General features: G+C 65.5%; 15 protein-coding genes. 9 read left to right on the top strand and 6 right to left on the bottom strand.

The window, feature by feature from the left end; all coding sequences use genetic code 11:
* Window positions 1-67: 67 nt before the first annotated feature.
* Window positions 68-2419, bottom strand: coding sequence for a bifunctional (p)ppGpp synthetase/guanosine-3',5'-bis(diphosphate) 3'-pyrophosphohydrolase (locus DBR47_RS02015; protein WP_124446331.1), 2352 nt, complete (start codon window positions 2417-2419; stop codon window positions 68-70).
* Between the two features lie 42 nt (window positions 2420-2461).
* Window positions 2462-3349: an alpha/beta fold hydrolase gene (locus DBR47_RS02010; RefSeq protein WP_124446973.1), complete on the bottom strand. Its 888-nt coding sequence runs from the start codon at window positions 3347-3349 to the stop codon at window positions 2462-2464.
* Window positions 3350-3449: 100 nt separating this feature from the next.
* Here DBR47_RS02010 and DBR47_RS02005 point away from each other — a divergent pair, with 100 nt between their 5' ends.
* A complete protein-coding gene (locus DBR47_RS02005) occupies window positions 3450-4232 on the top strand; it encodes a 3-hydroxybutyrate dehydrogenase (RefSeq protein WP_124446329.1) in 783 nt (260 codons plus the stop codon).
* A 113-nt stretch (window positions 4233-4345) separates the two neighbouring features.
* Here DBR47_RS02005 and DBR47_RS02000 read toward each other — a convergent pair whose 3' ends face one another.
* Window positions 4346-5104, bottom strand: a complete 759-nt coding sequence (locus DBR47_RS02000; protein ID WP_231512078.1) for an SIMPL domain-containing protein — start codon at window positions 5102-5104, stop codon at window positions 4346-4348.
* Window positions 5105-5361: 257 nt separating this feature from the next.
* On the opposite strand from DBR47_RS02000, the gene ompR reads away from it, so the two are divergent.
* Together ompR and DBR47_RS01990 are read left to right on the top strand one after the other, a co-directional pair.
* The gene (gene ompR / locus DBR47_RS01995; protein ID WP_124446327.1) at window positions 5362-6102 is read left to right on the top strand and encodes a two-component system response regulator OmpR; all 741 of its coding nucleotides are present in this window, start codon (window positions 5362-5364) and stop codon (window positions 6100-6102) included.
* Between the two features lie 20 nt (window positions 6103-6122).
* A complete protein-coding gene (locus tag DBR47_RS01990; protein ID WP_124446325.1) occupies window positions 6123-7457 on the top strand; it encodes an ATP-binding protein in 1335 nt (444 codons plus the stop codon).
* Between the two features lie 20 nt (window positions 7458-7477).
* Here the strand turns inward: DBR47_RS01990 and ispF are convergent, their stop codons facing one another.
* Complete coding sequence (gene ispF / locus DBR47_RS01985; RefSeq protein ID WP_124446322.1) at window positions 7478-8026, bottom strand: 2-C-methyl-D-erythritol 2,4-cyclodiphosphate synthase; 549 nt, start codon at window positions 8024-8026, stop codon at window positions 7478-7480.
* A gap of 132 nt (window positions 8027-8158) precedes the next feature.
* Here ispF and DBR47_RS01980 point away from each other — a divergent pair, with 132 nt between their 5' ends.
* On the top strand, window positions 8159-10381 hold the full coding sequence (locus DBR47_RS01980; protein ID WP_124446320.1) for a patatin-like phospholipase family protein: 2223 nt from the start codon (window positions 8159-8161) through the stop codon (window positions 10379-10381).
* Window positions 10382-10398: 17 nt separating this feature from the next.
* Window positions 10399-10869 carry a GNAT family N-acetyltransferase gene (locus tag DBR47_RS01975; RefSeq protein WP_124446318.1) on the top strand — a complete coding sequence of 157 codons (471 nt, stop codon included), beginning with the start codon at window positions 10399-10401 and terminating at the stop codon, window positions 10867-10869.
* Window positions 10870-10922: 53 nt separating this feature from the next.
* On the opposite strand, the gene DBR47_RS01970 is transcribed toward DBR47_RS01975, so the two are convergent.
* Complete coding sequence (locus tag DBR47_RS01970) at window positions 10923-11648, bottom strand: hypothetical protein (RefSeq protein WP_124446316.1); 726 nt, start codon at window positions 11646-11648, stop codon at window positions 10923-10925.
* Window positions 11649-11768: 120 nt separating this feature from the next.
* Window positions 11769-12506, bottom strand: coding sequence for a helix-turn-helix domain-containing protein (locus tag DBR47_RS01965; RefSeq protein ID WP_124446314.1), 738 nt, complete (start codon window positions 12504-12506; stop codon window positions 11769-11771).
* A 214-nt stretch (window positions 12507-12720) separates the two neighbouring features.
* Here DBR47_RS01965 and DBR47_RS01960 point away from each other — a divergent pair, with 214 nt between their 5' ends.
* From DBR47_RS01960 to DBR47_RS01945, 4 genes are all read left to right on the top strand, one after another.
* Window positions 12721-13347 (top strand): porin family protein, encoded by a 627-nt coding sequence (locus DBR47_RS01960; RefSeq protein ID WP_197046815.1) that lies wholly within the window; start codon window positions 12721-12723, stop codon window positions 13345-13347.
* Window positions 13348-13446: 99 nt separating this feature from the next.
* Window positions 13447-14004 carry an ECF-type sigma factor gene (locus DBR47_RS01955; protein WP_124446310.1) on the top strand — a complete coding sequence of 186 codons (558 nt, stop codon included), beginning with the start codon at window positions 13447-13449 and terminating at the stop codon, window positions 14002-14004.
* A gap of 81 nt (window positions 14005-14085) precedes the next feature.
* Window positions 14086-14835, top strand: a complete 750-nt coding sequence (locus tag DBR47_RS01950) for a PEP-CTERM sorting domain-containing protein (RefSeq protein WP_124446308.1) — start codon at window positions 14086-14088, stop codon at window positions 14833-14835.
* A 146-nt stretch (window positions 14836-14981) separates the two neighbouring features.
* Window positions 14982-17903 carry a protein kinase gene (locus DBR47_RS01945; RefSeq protein ID WP_124446306.1) on the top strand — a complete coding sequence of 974 codons (2922 nt, stop codon included), beginning with the start codon at window positions 14982-14984 and terminating at the stop codon, window positions 17901-17903.
* Window positions 17904-17923: the final 20 nt, after the last annotated feature.

The raw sequence follows: 17923 nt of genomic DNA, 5'->3' as shown, positions 1-17923 counted from the left end.
CGCCTCAAGAGCTTTGCAGTGTAGCACGGTTTTTGCTGCTCTGGCAAATATCAGCAGGTTTTTCAAATTACTTTCGCCGCGCGCTGCGGACCCCTGGCACCTGGGAAACGCTGCGCAGCACCTGGGCCAAGCGCCCCGAATCCGCCACCTCGACGGTGAAGTTCATCCAGGCCGTTTCGCCTCGCGCCTGTTTGACCGATTGGGTGTTGACGGCGGTGACATTCATCTTCTCCTTGGCCAGCACCTCCAGCACATCGCGCAGCAGGCCCTGGCGGTCGGAGGATTCAACAATCACGTCCACCGGATAAAGCGGCGCACCCTTACCCACCGGGCCCGAGCCATCCGCCGCACCGCCCCAGGTCACATCGATGACGCGCTCGCCGGCCCGCTGGGCCATCTGGCGGAAGTTGATGCAATCGACGCGGTGGATGGCCACGCCCTTGCCGCGGGTGACGTAGCCACCAATTGCGTCGGGTGGCGCCGGCCGGCAGCAGCGCGCCAGATTGGTGAGCAAGGAGTCCACGCCCACCACCAGCACGCCACCCCGCGGTGTCGCGCTGCTGCCGCCCTTGCTGACCCGCTGAGCCAGGGCCTCGTCGGACAAGGGTTCTTGCACGGTGGGCCGCAGCAGCTGTTCGATATTGCGCAGCGAATACTCGTCCTTGCCCACCACCTCGAACAAGGCATCGGCATTCTTGAAGCCGAGTCGGCTGGCCAGGTCTTCCAGCTTGATGACGGTCTTGCCCTCGCGCTGCAAGAGTTTTTCCACCGCCTCGCGGCCGCGCGCAATCGTCTGCGCCTGGGCCAGGACATTGAACCAGGCTCGCACCTTGGCGCGCGAGCGCTGGCTGCGCAGATAGCCAGCCTCGGCGTTCAACCAATCCAGCGAGGGCCCGCCCTCCTTGGCCGCCGTGATCTCCACCGTCTGCCCACTTTGCAGCGGGGTGTTCAGCTGCACCATCACGCCATCGACCTTGGCACCACGGCAGCGGTGCCCCAGATCGGTATGGACCGCGTAGGCGAAGTCGATGGGCGTGGCACCTGCGCTCAGCTCCACAATCGAGGCCTGCGGGGTGAAGACGTAGATGCGCTCGTCAAACACGGCTGCATCCGAAGCGGCGGCATCACCGGGCGGGTGAGCATGGGCCTGCCCTTCCACCAGATCGCGCTCCCAAGCCAGCAGCTGACGCAGCACGGCCTTGCGGGCCTGCGCCACCTGCTCCTCAAAATCACCAGCGGCGCTGACACCTGCATAGCCCTTGGTGCCCGCCTCCTTGTAGGCCCAGTGAGCAGCCACGCCGTGCTCGGCATGGTCGTGCATGGCCTGGGTGCGGATCTGCACCTCCATGGCCCGACCGTCCGCGCCCAGCACCACCGTGTGCAGGGATTGATAGCCGTTTGGCTTGGGCCTGGCGATGTAGTCGTCGAACTCACCGGCCACCGGCGTGTAGGTCTCGTGCAACCAGCTCAGAGCGGCATAACAGTTACTCAGATCGGGCACGATGATGCGCAGCGCACGCAGATCAAACACCCGGGAGAGATCCAAGCCCTTGCCCTGCATCTTCTTGAAGATGCTGTAGAGATGCTTGGGCCGCCCCTGCACTTGGGCATGGATGCCTTGGGCCGCCAGGCCTTGCTGCAAGGCCTCGCGCGCATCTTCCACCGCCTGCTCGCGACGCACCCGGGTTTCATGCAAGGCCTTGGCCAAATCTTTATAGGCTTCGGGCTGCAGAAAGCGGAAGGACAGATCCTCGATCTCCCACTTGATCTGCCAGATGCCCAAGCGATTGGCCAGGGGCGCAAAGACCTGCTGCGATTCGGTGGCCAGGTTGACGGGGCAAGGCTTCTTGCTCAGCGCGAAATAACGCAGGGTCTGCAGGCGTGAAGCCAGGCGCAAGAGCACCACCCGCAAATCGCGCGAGAAGGCCAACAGCATCTTGCGCACCCGCTCGGTCTGCTCACCGCGCTGCTCGGCCTCCACTTTGGCCTCGCGCGCGGCGCGCTGGATCTGCACCAGGCGCCGGGTATGCATCACCAGGCTGGCATAGGACTCGCCAAAAGCCTTGCTCACCATTTCTTCGGGCTTGGCCAGGAAGTCGCCCGCGTAAACCAGATAGGCGGCCGCCTGCATGGAAGGCGCAGCACCAATGCCGGCCAAGATGGCGGCCACACCATCGGCATGCACCAAGGCCTCTTCGCCGGTGTCCAGCAATTGGGTGCTTAGCAGAGGTTCGGCAAAGGCACGCGCCCGCGCGATCGGATTTGCCTCACGCGCCTGCGCGCTCAAGGCATGGGGCGCAAGGTCGGCGCCACTGCCCGGCAAGTCCACATCGACCAAGGCCACGATGGGCGCGGCCTCCTGGGCGGCATTCCCGGACCAGGACTCACCTGCCAGGTTCTTATTCAATCCCGTCTTCATTTCTTCTTTTCAAACACCCTGCCAAACAACATCAGGCCGCCATCATGCCTCGTTCAAAAAACTCCTCACGGCGGCGATCTGATCGGGCTGGACCAAGGTGGGGGCATGGCCCACGCCAGCAAAGCTCTGCAAACGCGCGCGCGGCCCACAGGCCGTCATCCGCTGGGCCGTCTCGGCGCTGAGCAGATCGGAGTCCTCGCCGCGCAGCAGCAGGGTCGGGCAGGTGATGGCCTCATAGCCCTTCCACATCGCTGCAGAGCCGTACTCGGCCAACTCCTTGGTAAAGCTGGCAAAGGGCTGGGCAATCGCCGGGTCGTAATGCAGCTTGAACTGCCCGCCCTCCTCACGCAGCATGGGAGCGGACAGCGCCGCCCATTGCGCTTGGCTGTGCGGACCGAAGCCGGCCGAGATGCTGGCCAAATACGCGGCACCCTCGGCCTCGGAGGCAAAGCGCTTGGGCTGGCCCAGATAACTTCCAATGCGCTGCAGCGCTTCGAAGGCAATGGTCGGACCCACATCGTTGAGCACCAGGCGGCGGATGGGGTTCTTGGGCAGGGCCGCCAAACCCATGCCGATCAGGCCGCCCATGGAGGTGCCCACCCAGTCCAGCGTCGGCGCGTTCAGCCGGGCCAGCAAGCTCACCATATCGGCCACATAGGCCGGCAATTGGTAGCCGGCCGGGTTGGCCAGCCAGTCGGATCGACCGCGCCCCACCACATCGGGGCAGATCACCCGGTAGCGATCCTGCATGGCGCGCGCCAGGGTGTCGAAGTCGCGCCCCTGGCGAGACAGACCGTGCACACAGACAAGCACCGGCGGCGCCTGGCCTTCGGCCAGCGCGGGGCCGCGATAAGCCCATTCCCAGAAAGCCATGCGGTGCAGCCCGGCCGCGCCTAGGCATTGCACAAAATTCAACTGAGGCTCAAGCAAGGCCATGAATCGCGTCCTTACGGTTTGTTTTGTCAGGTCCGTATAGTGTGCATGAGCCACACAGCTGTTCACTCAGATCGATTCTTTTAAAGGACGCACTATGTTGAAAGGCAAGACTGCCATCGTGACCGGATCCACCAGCGGCATCGGACTGGGCGTCGCCCTGTCCCTGGCTCGCCAGGGGGTGAATATCGTGTTGAACGGCTTCGGTGAGGTCGAGGGACCGAAGGCCGAGGTCGCGGCCGCCGGCCAGGCCCATGGCATCAAGGTCGGCTACCACGGCGCCGATATGAGCAAGCCCGCCGAGATCGAGGCCTTGATGGCCTATACCGATGCGGAGTTCGGCGGCTGCGACATCCTGGTCAACAACGCCGGCATCCAGTTCGTGGCGCCGGTGGAGGAGTTCCCGGTCGAGCGTTGGGACGCCATCATCGCCATCAACCTCAGCTCGGCCTTCCACACCACCCGCCTCGCCCTGCCCGGCATGAAGCAGCGCGGCTGGGGTCGCATCATCAATCTGGCCTCGGTGCATGGCCTGGTGGCCTCGGCGCAAAAATCGGCCTACGTGGCGGCCAAGCATGGCCTGGTGGGCTTCACCAAGGCCGTGGCCCTGGAGACGGCCACCAGCCCGGTGACGGTCAATGCCATCTGCCCCGGCTGGGTGCTGACGCCGCTGGTGCAAAAACAAGTGGATGCCCGCGCCCTGGCCGACAAGGTGGATGGCGAAGAAGCCAAGCGCCGCCTCTTGGCCGAGAAGCAGCCCTCGCTGCAATTCACCACGCCCGAGCAGCTGGGCGAGTTGACGGTCTTCCTCTGCTCAGACGCGGCCAGCAATGTGCGTGGCCAAGCCTGGAGCCTGGACGGCGGCTGGACGGCACAGTAAGGCCTCCCGACTCCCGCAAAAAAAGGGGTCGACTCGGCCACCAAGCCTCGTCGACCCAAAGGGAGGTCTCATAGATTCAAGGCAAGCGGAGCCACCAGGGCCCCGCATCCGATTTAGCGCACGGTCATCACCACCGTGCCGCTCACATTCACCGTGACCGTGGCCTTGCCGGCTTCGGTCGGCAGGGCCTCATCGGCCGAGGCCGCCATGGCCTTGAAGCGCATCTGCGGGGCGGCCATGGGCATGGGGCCGGAGTCCTGCGTGTTCACGCTCACCTCGCCGATGCTGTAGCCGCCGTAGCCGAACTGCTGGGCATAGTCGGCCGCACGCGCCTTGAAGTTGGCGATGGCCTGCTTGACCACATCTCCCTCCACCTTCTGACGCTGTTCCTTGGACAGGCTATAGCTCACGCGCGAGATATTCATGCTGTTGATGCGCCCGCTGAGTTGGGCGATGCCAGCGGCATCCTTGCCTTCCACCAGCAGCTCGGCCGTGCCCTGCCAGCCATTGATGCCGCCCTTGGGGGCGTAGCGCGGGTAGAGCGAGAAGTTGCCGGTTTGCACCTCGATCTGACCCGGCTTGGCGGCCTTGCGCGCCTCGGCCAAGGCGGCATCCAGAGCCTGCTTCAAGGCCGTCTGCACGGCGGCAGCGTCGCTGCCCTCCTTGGTGGTGGAGAAGCTCACGCCCAGCACATCACGGGTCACTTCGACACTGGCCGATGCATTCAGGTTCAGGCGATCACGCGGCTGGCTGTCCTGATTCTGGTTGCCGGGCGCGGCCACGGCCAGGCCGGCGGCTGTGGCGGCACTCATCAACACCAGCAGGCTGCGCAGGGTCTTGTTCTTGCTCAGGTTCTTGTCGGTCTTTTGCATGTCTTGTTCTCCTTGGTCCTAGGACTGAGTTCTTGGGCCCGCGATCCGGGTTGAATGTTCAAGGCCCTCAGCTTAAGCGCGCTTGGGCTGAAAACGTTGACTGGAACCAGCATGCTTGACCCAGTCCATGCACAAGGTACACAGAGCTCACACAATTGTTACGGGCCTGTAACGGCGGGGCCAGCATGCGCAAAAACGGGCGAAATCGCTTCACAATGCCGCTGTTACAAATTCAAGAAGCCCTCTTTCTTCAGACCATGAACAGTCCCAGCAGCACACGTGCCAATCGCATCCTGGTCGTCGACGACGATGCCCGCATCCGTGATCTTCTGCGTCGCTACCTGACGCAGGAAGGCTTTGAGGTGCTGCTGGCCGAAGACGGCCGCGCCCTCAACCGCCAACTCACCCGCGAGACGGTGGACCTGATCGTGCTCGATCTGATGCTGCCCGGCGAAGACGGCCTGACCATCTGCCGCCGCCTGCGCGCCGGCAATGACAACACCCCCATCATCATGCTGACCGCCAAGGTCGAGGAAGTGGACCGCATCGTCGGCCTGGAGGTGGGCGCGGACGACTACCTCTCCAAGCCCTTCAACCCGCGCGAGCTGCTGGCCCGCATCAACGCCGTGCTGCGCCGCCGCCCGGCCATGGAGGCACCCGGCGCGCCCTCGCTGGAGCCCATGACCGTCACGTTCGGCCCCTTCGAGTTTGATCTGGCCCTGCGCCGCCTGTCCAAGGACGGCGAGCCCCTGCCCCTGACCACCGGCGAGTTCTCCATGCTCAAGGCCCTGGTGCGTCACCCGCGCCAGCCCCTGTCGCGCGACAAGCTGGCCCAGCTGGCCCGTGGCCGCGAGTTCGAGCCCTTTGACCGCAGCCTGGACGTGCAGGTCTCACGCCTGCGCAAGTTGCTGGAAACCGACCCGACCCAGCCACGCTATATCCAGACCGTCTGGGGTGTGGGTTATGTGTTTGTGCCCGACGAGGCCGCCGCGGCCTGAGACTCTAGCCACAAGCGCGCGTGTTCTCCGACCTCGCCAAGCCCCGGCTGGCGCTCAATCTCTTCTGGCGCACTTTTGCCCTGCTGGCCTTGCTGCTATCGGGCGGGGTGCTGGCCTGGCAGCAAACCTTCAAGGTGCTGGAGGCTGAGCCGCGGGCGCTGGAATCGGCCCAGCAATTGGCCGGCCTGGTCAATCTAAGCCGGGTGGCCCTGGCCAATACCGACAGCATCAACCGCGTCTCCGTGCTCTCCACCCTGGCGCGCAGCGACGCGGTGCAGGTGCGCGTGGCCGAGCAGCACGATCGCTGGCAGGCCTACGACACCAACGCCTTTGCCACCCGCCTCGCGTCTGAGCTGCGCGGGCGCTTGGGACCGGACACCGTGGTGGCCCGCAGCGTCAACCAGGAGCCCGGCCTGTGGGTGCGCTTCAGCATCGGTGAGGACGCCTACTGGCTGCAGACCAGCGCGGCGCCACTGTCCGTTACCTTGTCCAGCAATGCCTGGTGGCTGGGCATTGCCCTGATCGCCACGGCCCTGGGCTCGGCCCTGATCACCCGGCTGATCAACCAGCCCTTGCGCGAGCTGAGCTTTGCGGCGCACCGCATCCGCGAGGGCGAGTACGACTCGCGGCTGGATGAGAGCACCCGCACCAGCGAGATCCGCGAGGTGAATATGGGTTTCAACCGCATGGCCCGCGAGCTGGCCAAGATGGAAGAAGACCGCACGGTGATGCTGGCCGGCATCTCACATGATTTGCGCACCCCGCTGGCCCGCCTGCGCCTGGAGGCCGAGATGAGCGTGCCGGACGAGCAGGCAAGGCTCTTCATGGCTCAGGACATCGATCAGCTGGACGGCATCATCAACAAGTTCATGGACTACGCCCGGCCCTCGGAGCTGCAGCTGCAGCCCATCCCCCTGGCCGAGGTGGTGGAACGCGAGGCTCAAGGCTTTCGCAAGCCCGAGCAGATCCGCATCCAGGTGCAGCTGCCGGCCGATTTACGCGTCTGGGCCGATGAAACCGAGCTGGGCCGGGTGCTGCTCAATCTGTTTGAGAACGCGCGCCGCTACGGCCATGCGCCGGACGAGGCCACCCTGGTCATGGTCACCCAACAAGTCGCCGGGCCCTGGGTGGATCTGCAGGTGCGCGACTTCGGCCCCGGTGTGCCGGCCGATAAGATGAATCGCCTGACCACGCCCTTCTTCCGCGGCGACGCGGCCCGCACCGCCGCCACCGGCGCCGGCCTGGGCCTGGCCATCGTGGAGAAATCGGTGCAACGCCTGGGCGGTCAGCTGGAGATCAGCAATGCGCAGGGTGGCGGCCTGCTCACCGTCATCCGATTGCAAAAAGCGCAGTAGCTCGGCTGCGGCCGCCGGGCTCAGGCCTTGCCAGCACAAAGCAGGCAGACGGCCCGCGCCTCGATGGCCTTGCCCTCGCCCACCGGGCCCATTTTCTCGGCCGTCTTGGCCTTCACATTGACCTGGCTGGGCGCAATACCCAAGACCTCGGCCAGGCGCTCCCGCATGGCGACGATATGGGGTGCCATCTTGGGCGCCTGGGCGATGATGGTGCTGTCGAGATTGACGATCAGCCAGCCCGCCTCCTGCACCTTGCGATAGGCCTCGGCCAGCAAGACCATGGAGTCCGCGCCCTTGAACTGGGCGGCGGTGTCGGGAAAGAGCTTGCCGATATCCCCCAGGCAGGCCGCACCCAGCAAGGCATCGGTGATGGCATGGGCCAAGGCATCGGCATCCGAATGCCCCAGCAGGCCGTGGCTGTGCGGAATCGTCACCCCGCCCAACACCAGCGGCCGGCCCTCGACCAGGGCATGGGTGTCCCAGCCTTCACCGATGCGCAGAGCGGGCAACACAGTCGAAGCAGGCGAAACGGACAAGACAGGCGAGGCAGAGGAAGTGGCAGAAGTCATGAACGCAAAGCAGAGGATGTTGCAGGAGGAGGTGGCGGACGAGGAAAAGCGGGCGCGCAGCTTAGCGCATTCCTCAGATCTTGCGCTTTGTAGGCTATCGTCACGCCCTCTCATCATGCCACCCGTCCGCCGATGCGCCTCCTTCCCTGCTTGATCGCCCTGCTGCTTGGCCTCGCTGCTGGGCCCGCGCTTGCCCAGGCGGCAGCCCCAAGTCAGGCCGAGCAAGTCGCAGGCAAACCCCGCCCCCGCATTGCCCTGGTGCTGTCGGGCGGCGGCGCGCGCGGCCTGGCGCATATCGGCGTGCTGCGGGTCTTGCAGGAGCTGCGCGTGCCGGTGGACATGGTGGTGGGCACCAGCATGGGCGCGCTGGTGGGCGGGGCCTTTGCCTCGGGCCGCCGCGTGGACGAGTTGGAGGCCTTTGTGAACAGTGCCGACTGGACGGCCATCCTGGCCGACCGCCCGCCGCGCCAGGAGCTGAGTTACCGCCGCCGCGAGGACGATCAGCTGGTGCCCTCACGCATTGAAGTGGGCCTGGGCCTGGGCGAAGTCAGCCTGCCCCCAGCCGCCGCCGGCAATAGCGGCCTGGAGTTCGCGCTGGAACGCTTGATCGCCAGCCAATACGCCGACCTGAGCACCGGCCAGCTGCCCCTGCCCTTCCGCGCCATCGCCACCGATCTGCTGACCGGCGAGCTGGCCGATCTGGCCGACACCCCACTCTTCCTGGCCATGCGTGCCTCCATGGCCATCCCTGGCTTCTTCTCGCCCGTGCGGGTCAAGGGTCGCCTGATGGTGGACGGCGGCCTGGTGCGCAATATGGGCGTGGAGACCGCCCGCGCCATGGGCGCCGACCTCATCATCGCCGTCGATGTGGGCACGCCCTTGGCCGAGGAGAAAGAGCTGGGCAGTGCCCTGGGCGTGAGCCGCCAGATGCTGGCCATTCTGACCACGCAAAACGTGGCCCGCTCCATCCGCACACTCAAGCCCGAGGACGTGCTGATCGACCCCGATCTTGGCAATCTGAGTTTTCTCGACTTCGGCCGCCGCGACGAGGCCGTGGCCACCGGCCAGCGCGCGGCGCGTGCGGCACAAGAACGCCTGCGCCCCCTCGCCCTTTCGGCCGAGGAATACGCCTTGCACGAACAGCGGCGTCAGCGGCCGCCGGTGCTCGCGCCCCAGGCCCTGCCCCTGGCCTCGCTGGAAATCGAGGGGGCCAAGCTGACCAACCCCGAGGTCCTGAAAAAGGAAATCGACCTCGCCCTGGGCCAGCCCGCCAGCCAGGCCCAAATCAATGCCGCGACCAGCCAGCTCTATGGCCGTGGTGACTTCGACCGCCTGGACACCCAGGTGCTGGACCGCGACGGCGAGCGCCATGTCACCATCCACGTCAGCGAGGCCGAATGGGCGCGCAGCCGCCTGCGCCTGGGCCTGGAGCTGAGCAGCAATTTCGCCGACGACAACAGCTTCAAGGTCGTCGGCCTGCACCGACTCAGCTGGCTCAACGCCTGGGGCGGCGAGTTGCGCACCCAAGCCAGCCTGGGCAGCCAGCGCAAGCTGGCCAGCGCCCTCTACCAACCCCTGGGGGCCGGCTCGCCTTGGTATGTGGAGCCAGGCCTGGCCGTGAATGGCGAGGTCTTGGACAGCTATGTGGCGGGCAAGCGCGTCGCGCGCTACAACACCAACTACGGTGTTGCCAACCTCACCCTGGGGCGGCGCTTGGGCCAATGGGGGGATGTCCAGTTGGGTTACAGCCGTTTCAGCGGTGAAGCCGTGGTGCAAATCCCGGAGCAATCCGACAAATCGCCCGTCCAGCAAAGCGGCCGCCAAGGCTTTCTGCGCCTGCGCGCCGATACCCTGGACTCGCTCGCCTTCCCCACCCGGGGCTATCTGCTGGATCTGACCGCCTCCCACACCCAGATCTTCAACACCGGAGAGTCCAGCACCGATGTGTCGTTCGCTGGTTTGGCCGCTTACCGAGCCGACAGCTGGGCCGGCCATGTCTGGGGCGAGTTGTCCCACGCCAGCTTTGGCGCGGCCACCTCCCTGGGCGGCTTCCTACGTCTGTCCGGCAGCCCCAAGAGCTCGCTGAGTGACCAGAACGTGGGCCTGCTGCGCCTGGTCTCGGCCAAGCGCATCGGCACCATGCCGGTGGGCCTGGGTGAAACGGTGCGCGGCGGCTTCTCGCTGGAACTAGGTGGCGCCGTGCCCAATGGTCAGCGCCTGCAACCCAGCGACCTCAAGCTGGCCGGCAGCCTCTTCATCGCGGTGGACACCCGCCTAGGCCCCTTCTTCCTCGCCGCCGGCGCCACCCGTGGGGTGGACAGCGCGGTGTACTTGTTCCTGGGTCCGAGTTGGTAGAAGCAGGCAGGGATCCGATGAGATCAAAACTTCGCTTTGCCCTGCTGGCCGAACACCCTGAACTCCATGCCCAAGTCTCGCAATGGCTGCGCGAGGAATGGCCGGCCTGGTATGGCTGCGGCGGCCCAGGTGATGCCCAAGGCAATGTGCGGCGCTACGCCCAGGCGACAGAAGTGCCTCTTGGGCTGCTGGGATTCATGGATGACCAAGCCTGCGCTTTTGGCGCGCTCAAACGCGACACCGTGCCAGGCTTTGAGGATAGAGGGCCCTGGTTGGGCGCAGGCTATGTGCTACCCCCTCTGCGCGGCCAAGGCCTGGGGCTGGAATTGCTGAGGGCATTGGAAGTGCAGGCCAGACGCCTGGGACATGAGGCTTTGTTTTGTGCCACCGCCACGGCGCAAGCCCTGTTGGAGCGGGCCGGTTATTTGAACGTCGGCCACTCATCACTCGGCGCGCAAGCAGTGGCCATCTTTCAAAAGAAACTCTAAGGTCCCGAGACCGCCGAGGACGACAGCCCCGGCGGGCTGTCAAACCCCTCGCCTCAATTGCTTTTCAGATCGATGGTCTTGGCGACCTGACCCTTCTCGTCCAGCATGCGTATGCTGGGTTGGCCATCTGCGCTCACCATCAAAAGCATGCGCGGCTTGCCCTGGGCATCGGACAAGGTCAATGCCGAGGCTTTGTCGTGGGTAGTACCCAGGCGCACCCGGTTGGCACTGAGCTGACCTGCCTCGCGCATTTCCTTCATCGCAGCGCGCCTAGCCTCCGGCTCAAGTTTGCCAATCTCTTTCAAGCGTTCGCCCCGCACAAACACGTCCTGCTGCAGGCCATCCACCTCATCGTTGATGGCCAAGCTGCTTGTGTGGCGCCCCCCTTGCTCCGAATGCAAGAGTTGAATGACCTGGTCTTGACGGAATCGATCAAAAGTCAGGCTCAGACCCGCATTCGGTTTGCCGTCGGCAGCAATACTTCCTTTTTGAATCAAGCCTCCGTTCTCGGTCCCTTCATCGTTAACAAAAATCATGCCGGCAAACTCACGGCGCTCGGGGCGTGGGACTTCGACCCCCTTGAAGGGGGCGCCAGGAAACTGCGCTCGGTTGGAAATCACCAGACGCAAAGTGCCATCGGGCTCGCGCACATTGATGCGCCCGACATCAATCTCGTCGAACTTGGGCGTGGGCGCCTTGGCCCCCGTCAACAGGCTGAGGGCAATCAGTGCCGTGGCCGTCGTGGTGCATCCCGCCAGAAATGTCGTGAGCTTGCTCATGTTTGAGGTTTGACAAAAAAGAAAGGGACATTCTTTTTTGCCAACTCAAAATTTACGCGGTACTAGTCACATCGGGCGGCTCGCAAAGGCTGAGCAGCGCACAAACCTCCCACCCCGCGCTCAGCCCTTTCTGCGCATCGCCGTCAGCTGCTTGAACTCCCAGGAGCGGAAGCCCAGCATCAAGGTGTAGCCGTCGCGGTCTTTCAGCGGCAGGCGCTGGTCGTCTTGGTGCAAGCGAGCCAGCTCGCCCGCGAGTTGGCGGATCTTGTGGACCAGTTCCATCGCGCTGGGGTCTGCCAAACGGGCGTGCACGCAGAGCAAGGCCTCGCCGGGGCCATCAAAGCGCCCGGCGAAGTAATCGTCCACCACGGCGCGGCGAAAGAAATGCTGCACCGGGCCATCGGGCAGCCAGCGGAAGGCCAGTGAAACCCGCATGCGGTAGCGGTTGCCGGGCTTGAGTTCGATCAGGGCCAGACGGTCCAGCTTGACCAGATAGCCGATGCATTCGGTCTCGCTGATCTCATAGGTCTCGACGATCTGCTCCATGGTCCAGTGGCCCAGGCAACTGATGGCCACCAGCAAGAGCTTGGGGTCGCTGACCAGGCTCTTCTCCTGCTCCAGCGTCAGCGTGTCGGCATGCGGCGCGGCGTCGGCGGCCTGGCGCAGCACATCTTCCATCGCCACGCCCACGGCCTTGCAGATCTGGGCCATGCGGGTCAGCGACATATCGCCCTGCGAGAACATGCGCTTGATGCTGGACTCGCTCAGCTCCAGCTTGTCGCCCAGGCCTTTGTAGGTCAGGCCGGCCGCACGCATCTCCGAGCGCAGCACCTGCATCAAGACTTCAGGGGTGCTCATCTCAAAACTCTCCTCTTACTCAGCTCACCCACAGCACCCAGACGGGGTCTGGAGTACCGATTCACGCTACCAATGGAGGCGCATTGTGCTGCCTTCCATGAAGGCGTGGCGCCCAGCGGGCAAAGGCTTAACACTCCGCTTCGCCACGTCAAACAAGAGCGGCTTCAGCCCTCTGGCAGCACGTGTTCAATCATCATCACTTCAGGAGTCGGCAATGCCGAAAGTCATCAAAGCCATCCACGCTCATCAAGGCCTGAGTGCCATCGCCCTGACCGGCCTGGCCCTGGTCATTGGCGCAGCCCTGCCCACGCAGGCACAGGCTCAGACCAAAGACCAAGAAACGCCCTATATCGGCGCCAATATCGGCCTCTACAACAAGTACTCGCTGGACTGCAAAAACGGCGCCCCCTGCGATCTGACCGCACGCGCCGGTGGCAAGGTCTTCATCGGCCAGCAGTTCGAGTACCTGGCAGGCCTGGGCCTGGAAGCCATGGCCTACGGCATCAGCAGTGGCCAAGGCACGATCAAGCGCGGCAGCGGCGAGGAAGCCGGCTGGGTCAAGCAAGCCGGCCTGGGCGTCTACGCCGTGCTGCCGCTGAGCTATGGCGACTTCAGCTTCAAGGGCAAGTTGGGTGCAAGTTATGCGCAGGGCAAGGCCACTTACGCGGCAGGCGGCAGCGACTCCAAATGGAGCTTCCAAGGCATGTACGGCCTGGGTGTGAGCTATGCCATCAACAAGCAGATCTCGCTGAACCTGGACTATGACAATGTGGGCGCCAAATACGGCGCGGGCAGCACACGCGTGGGCATGTTCTCGACCGGTTTGAGCTACCGTTTCTAAGCCGCAGCGTCCGCTCCCCGATGCCCTGTGAATCATGGGGGGCGGAAAACCTCCATCATTGGCTACCATCGCGCGGAAGCTGACCGCGATGGGAGTTCGATGGAAGAAGATCTGACGGCCTTGATACAGCGGGTGCGCGAGGGGGATACCCAAGCGCGCTCCGATCTGTTCAGCAGCGCCTATGCCGATCTGCGCCATCTGGCGCGGGCCCGCCTGCGCGATGGCGGCCGCCACGAGGGCTTTAGCACCACCGCCCTGGTGCATGAGTCTTATCTACGCTTTCTGCGCGCCGGCGAGTTGCGAGCGGTCGACCGCCGCGCCTTCTTCGCCTATGCATCGCAGGTGATGCGCTCCGTCATCGTCGATCTGGTGCGTGAGCAACATGCCCAGCGCCGCGGCGGCGATGTGCAGCACGAGACCCTGGACAGCCAGCTGGGTCTGCCCGCGGCTCAAGGCGAGAGCGAGATCCTGCAAGTCCACGAAGCCCTGGCCGCCCTGGCCAGCAGCGAACCCCGTCTCGCCCAGGTGGTGGAGATGCGCTACTTTGGTGGCTACGAGGAAGCGGAAATTGCCCAGGCCCTGGATCTGCATGTGCGCACCGTGCGGCGCGACTGGGAAAAGGCCCGGCTGCTTTTGATCGCCTTGATGCAGGGCTGAGGGGGGCTTGTCTTCCGACTGAAATCGATTTGTCCTGTTTGGCTCGCCGTCTGCGTCTGATCTCGTACAAGGAGATCCGCCATGCAGAACACCACCCCCAAGGCCACGCGCTTGGCCTCACTCTCGCTGCTGCTCACCAGCCTGCTGTTTGCCAACGCCAGCCCGGCGCAGACGGTGGTCTTCAGCAGCAATTTCGACGGCGCCAGCCTGCCCAGCCAGATCAATCCGGGCAGCGATGCCGCGCTTACCGGCGTGCAAGGCTTCGCCGGCCTGGGGCCGGTGGGCTATCAATTCGGCGGCAGCTTTCTGCGCAGCGCCACCGGCAACACCGTCACCCTGACGCTGCAAGGCCTGCCCAACCATACCGAGTTGAATCTTGGCTTTCTGTTCGCCGCCATCGACTCCTTGGACGGAAGCGGCAGCTTCCCCAGTGGCGACTACCTCCACATCACCTTGGACGGCCAGACCCTGTTTCGCGAGTCCTTTGCCAATGCCGACCCCAACCAGGTCCAGAGCTATGTCCCGCCCCCGGGCGTGGAGTTGGCCCGCCATCAGGACCTGGGCTTTGGCGGCCCCGGCGGCTTTTACACCGACAGTGCCTACAACCTGGCGGCCGACCCACGCTTCATGCACATCGCCCACAGCGCATCGACCGCCACCTTCAGCTTCTTGATCGAGGGCCAGGGCATACAGCCTCTGTCCGATGAATCCTGGGCCATGGACAATCTGATCGTGAGCGTCAACGCCGTGCCCGAGCCCGCCAGCGCGGGTTTGCTGGCCCTGGGCCTGCTCTGCCTGACCCGGCTGCGCAAGACCCGCCAGCCAGCCTGAGCCGAGGCGGCACGATCAAGCTAGGGGTGGGCGCGGTTCATCGGGGCTTGAGCGCCCGCAAACCCAGCAGCTTTGGCTACCATGGCCCGGGCTCGGGGCCATCGGTCTGAGCTTGAAAGCTGCGTACACATGCGTCCAGACTCGCCATGCAAGCCAGTGACCTCGTCAGCCTAAGCCAGTTGCTGGATCAGGCCCTGGACCTGCCCGCCACCGAGCGTGAGCCCTGGCTGGCGCGGCTGGACGCGGGCCAAGAGCGCTGGCGCGAGACCCTGCGTCGCCTGCTGGCCGAGCACGACCATCCGAAGCAAACCCTGGACTCCCTGCCCTCGCTGGCCCCCTTGCAAGAGGGGCGCCCCGATCGGCCGGGCGAGCGCGTCGGCCCCTACCGGCTTTTGCGCGAACTGGGCAGGGGCGGCATGGGCGTTGTCTGGCTGGCGGAGCGGGCCGACGGCGCCTACCAACGCCAGCTGGCCCTGAAGCTGCCGCGCCTGAGTTGGGAGCCCACGCTGGACGCCCGCCTGGCCCATGAATGCGAGATTGCAGCGCGCCTGGAGCATGCCCATATCGCCCGCCTCTACGACGCCGGCCGCGATGCCCAGGGGCGGCCTTACCTGGCCATGCAATATGTAGAAGGGCTTGCCATTGACCGCTTTTGCCACGAGCAGGCCCTGGGCCAGGCCGAGATCCTGCGGCTCTTTCTGGTGGTGGTGCGGGCCGTCGCCCACGCCCATGGTCGCCTGGTGGTTCACGGGGATCTCAAACCCTCCAATGTGCTGGTCACGGCCCAGGCCCAGCCCTTTTTGCTGGACTTCGGCATCGCCCGCCTGATCGGCCCTCTGAGCGTGCAGACGCAGATGAGGCAAGGCCTGACCCCCGCCTATGCCGCGCCCGAGCAATTGCAGGGCGCAGCGCTGAGCGTGGCCTGCGATATTTACTCACTGGGCCTGCTGCTCTACCAACTGCTGATCGGCGGCCTGCCCTGGGACAGCGCGCCAGCGAGCCTGAGCAGCGGCCAAGCCGGTCGAGGCCCGGCGCCGCTGGCCAGCCAGCGCGCACGCCAGCTGGGCAAACCGGCGGCCTGCTCAGCGGCGCTGCGGGGTGAGCTGGACGCCTTGCTCAGCAAGGCCTTGGCCGAACAGCCCCAGCAGCGCTATGGCAGCGCCGACGCCCTGGCCGACGATGTGCAGCGCTATCTGGACCGCATGCCCCTGGCCGCCATGGGCAGCAGCCGGCTCTACAGCCTGCGCAAACGAGTGCAACGCCATGCCTGGGGATTTGGCCTGACGGCGCTGGCCCTGGCCGCCCTCAGCGCCAGCACCTGGATGGCCCACACCCAGGCCCAGCGCGCCGAGGAGGCAGCCCGCCGCACCGGGGTGGTGAAGGATTTTTTGCTGGACATCTTCCGCATCAATGCCCGCGACAACCCGGCCAAGACCGAGCTGCGCGCCCTGCCCGCCCAGGCCCTGCTGGAACGCGGTGCCGGCTTGATCGAACAAAAATTCGCCAGCGAACCCGGCTTGCGTGCGGAGCTGCACGGGGTGGTGGGCGATATCTTTCTGGACATGGCCAGCCCCCAGCTCGCCGCCCAACACGCCTTGCTGCAGCGCCAGACGCTGGCGGGCATGGCTGCGCCCATGCAGGATCAAGCCCAGGCTCAGCTGCTGTTGATCCACGCCCTGCTCGATGCCGAGCAATTGCAAGAAGGCCTGACCCAGGCCCGCGCCTTGCTGGCCCAGCCCGGTGCCAGCCCCAAGCAAGCCCTGCAAGCTCGTCTATTGGCCGCCCGCAGCCTGCTGGCCCAGGGCAAGGACGGCGAAGCGAAAGTCGAACTCGACCAAGCGCAGGCTCAGCTGCAAGGCCAGCCCCAGGCCGCGCCCGCCCTGCAGGCCGAGCTGCTGCGCCTGCAGGCCAACCGCCTGAACTATCTCAACAACCAATTCGATCAGGCCTTGCCGCTCTACAAGCAGGCCATTGCACTCTTGCAAAGCCAGTCCGAAGACCCCGGCGGCCGCGCCGCCAGCAGCTTTGGCATCCGCGCCGACCTGGTGTTCTCGCTGATCAACCGCCACCGCTGGCCCGAGGCCAAACCCCTGCTGGAAGCGGCCCTGCAAAGCCAGCGCGCCCTGGGCGGCGCCAACGATCTGGCCGCCGCCCGCCTGGAGGCCAACTCCCTCAAATGGCTTTATGTGACGCGGCAGATGCCCTATGCCCAGGCCAAGCAAGGCATCGAGGACCTGCGCAAGCTGTTCGATCGCGAGCCGCGCTCCCCGCCCAGCCTGACCCTGGCCAATCTGGACTATCAGCTGGGCAGCCTGTTGCTGGAGGGCGGCGAAATGCCGCGCGCCTACGCCTTGCTGGAGGCCTCGGCCAAGATCACCCAAGCGCAGGTCGAGCAGGCCTGGGGCCGCTACATGATCCAGCTCAATCTAGGCCAGGCGGCTGCCCACACCGGCCAGCATGCACTGGCGACCCGCCTGCTGGCTCAGGCCTTGAGCCAGGGGCAAGCCGTGGTCGGCGCCGACTCGCCTTGGCTGGCGGACGGCTATGTGGCCGCGGCCGAGAACCTGCGCATGCAGGCGCGTTTTGATGAGGCCCAAGCCCTGCTGAGCCGCGTCCCTCCCCTGCAAGCCGTGCGTGGCAGCGAGCACCCCCCGCAAGGCCCGGCCCAGCAAATCCAGCTGGCCGGCGCCCACCTTGCCCTGGCCCGGGGCGAGGCCGCACAAGCCTTGCAACTGCTGCCGGCCGAGGACCCCAAGTCCGATGATCTGGTGATGCAGGACCGCCGCCTGCTGCGCGGCGCGGCGCTGTGCCTGAACCGGCAGCCGGCCCAAGGTCTGCCCCTGATGTTGGCGCAGTTGGAGCGCGTCAGCGGCGAGCTTTCGCCCCTCCACCCCGGCCTGGCCGATTGGCGCGCCAAGGCCGGGCTTTGCGCCCTGGCCGCTGGCCAAAGGGCGCAGGCCCAAAGCCTGCTCTCGCAGGCCCGCGAGGCCTTGCAGAGCCAGCAAGGCCTGTCGCCCTACTACGGCCAAGCACTGGCCCAGCTCCAGCAGCGCTTGGGGCTCCCCTGAATCAAGCGATCCCTAACTTG

Origin of the sequence: Paucibacter sp. KBW04, from assembly GCF_003852425.1 — a bacterium.
In the GTDB taxonomy this organism is placed as follows: Bacteria; Pseudomonadota; Gammaproteobacteria; order Burkholderiales; family Burkholderiaceae_C; genus Paucibacter_A.
The sequence above is the reverse complement of the archived record's forward strand: the minus strand, read 5'-3'. Positions and strand labels throughout refer to the sequence as shown.

Excerpts from the sequence above, each read along its gene's own strand:
- DBR47_RS02015 (WP_124446331.1), bottom strand. The coding sequence starts at position 2,419 with ATGAAGACGGGATTGAATAAGAACCTGGCAGGTGAGTCCTGGTCCGGG.
- DBR47_RS02005 (WP_124446329.1), top strand. The coding sequence starts at position 3,450 with ATGTTGAAAGGCAAGACTGCCATCGTGACCGGATCCACCAGCGGCATC.
- DBR47_RS02000 (WP_231512078.1), bottom strand. The coding sequence starts at position 5,104 with ATGCAAAAGACCGACAAGAACCTGAGCAAGAACAAGACCCTGCGCAGC.
- ompR (WP_124446327.1), top strand. The coding sequence starts at position 5,362 with ATGAACAGTCCCAGCAGCACACGTGCCAATCGCATCCTGGTCGTCGAC.
- ispF (WP_124446322.1), bottom strand. The coding sequence starts at position 8,026 with ATGACTTCTGCCACTTCCTCTGCCTCGCCTGTCTTGTCCGTTTCGCCT.
- DBR47_RS01980 (WP_124446320.1), top strand. The coding sequence starts at position 8,159 with ATGCGCCTCCTTCCCTGCTTGATCGCCCTGCTGCTTGGCCTCGCTGCT.
- DBR47_RS01975 (WP_124446318.1), top strand. The coding sequence starts at position 10,399 with ATGAGATCAAAACTTCGCTTTGCCCTGCTGGCCGAACACCCTGAACTC.
- DBR47_RS01970 (WP_124446316.1), bottom strand. The coding sequence starts at position 11,648 with ATGAGCAAGCTCACGACATTTCTGGCGGGATGCACCACGACGGCCACG.
- DBR47_RS01965 (WP_124446314.1), bottom strand. The coding sequence starts at position 12,506 with ATGAGCACCCCTGAAGTCTTGATGCAGGTGCTGCGCTCGGAGATGCGT.
- DBR47_RS01960 (WP_197046815.1), top strand. The coding sequence starts at position 12,721 with ATGCCGAAAGTCATCAAAGCCATCCACGCTCATCAAGGCCTGAGTGCC.
- DBR47_RS01955 (WP_124446310.1), top strand. The coding sequence starts at position 13,447 with ATGGAAGAAGATCTGACGGCCTTGATACAGCGGGTGCGCGAGGGGGAT.
- DBR47_RS01950 (WP_124446308.1), top strand. The coding sequence starts at position 14,086 with ATGCAGAACACCACCCCCAAGGCCACGCGCTTGGCCTCACTCTCGCTG.
- DBR47_RS01945 (WP_124446306.1), top strand. The coding sequence starts at position 14,982 with ATGCAAGCCAGTGACCTCGTCAGCCTAAGCCAGTTGCTGGATCAGGCC.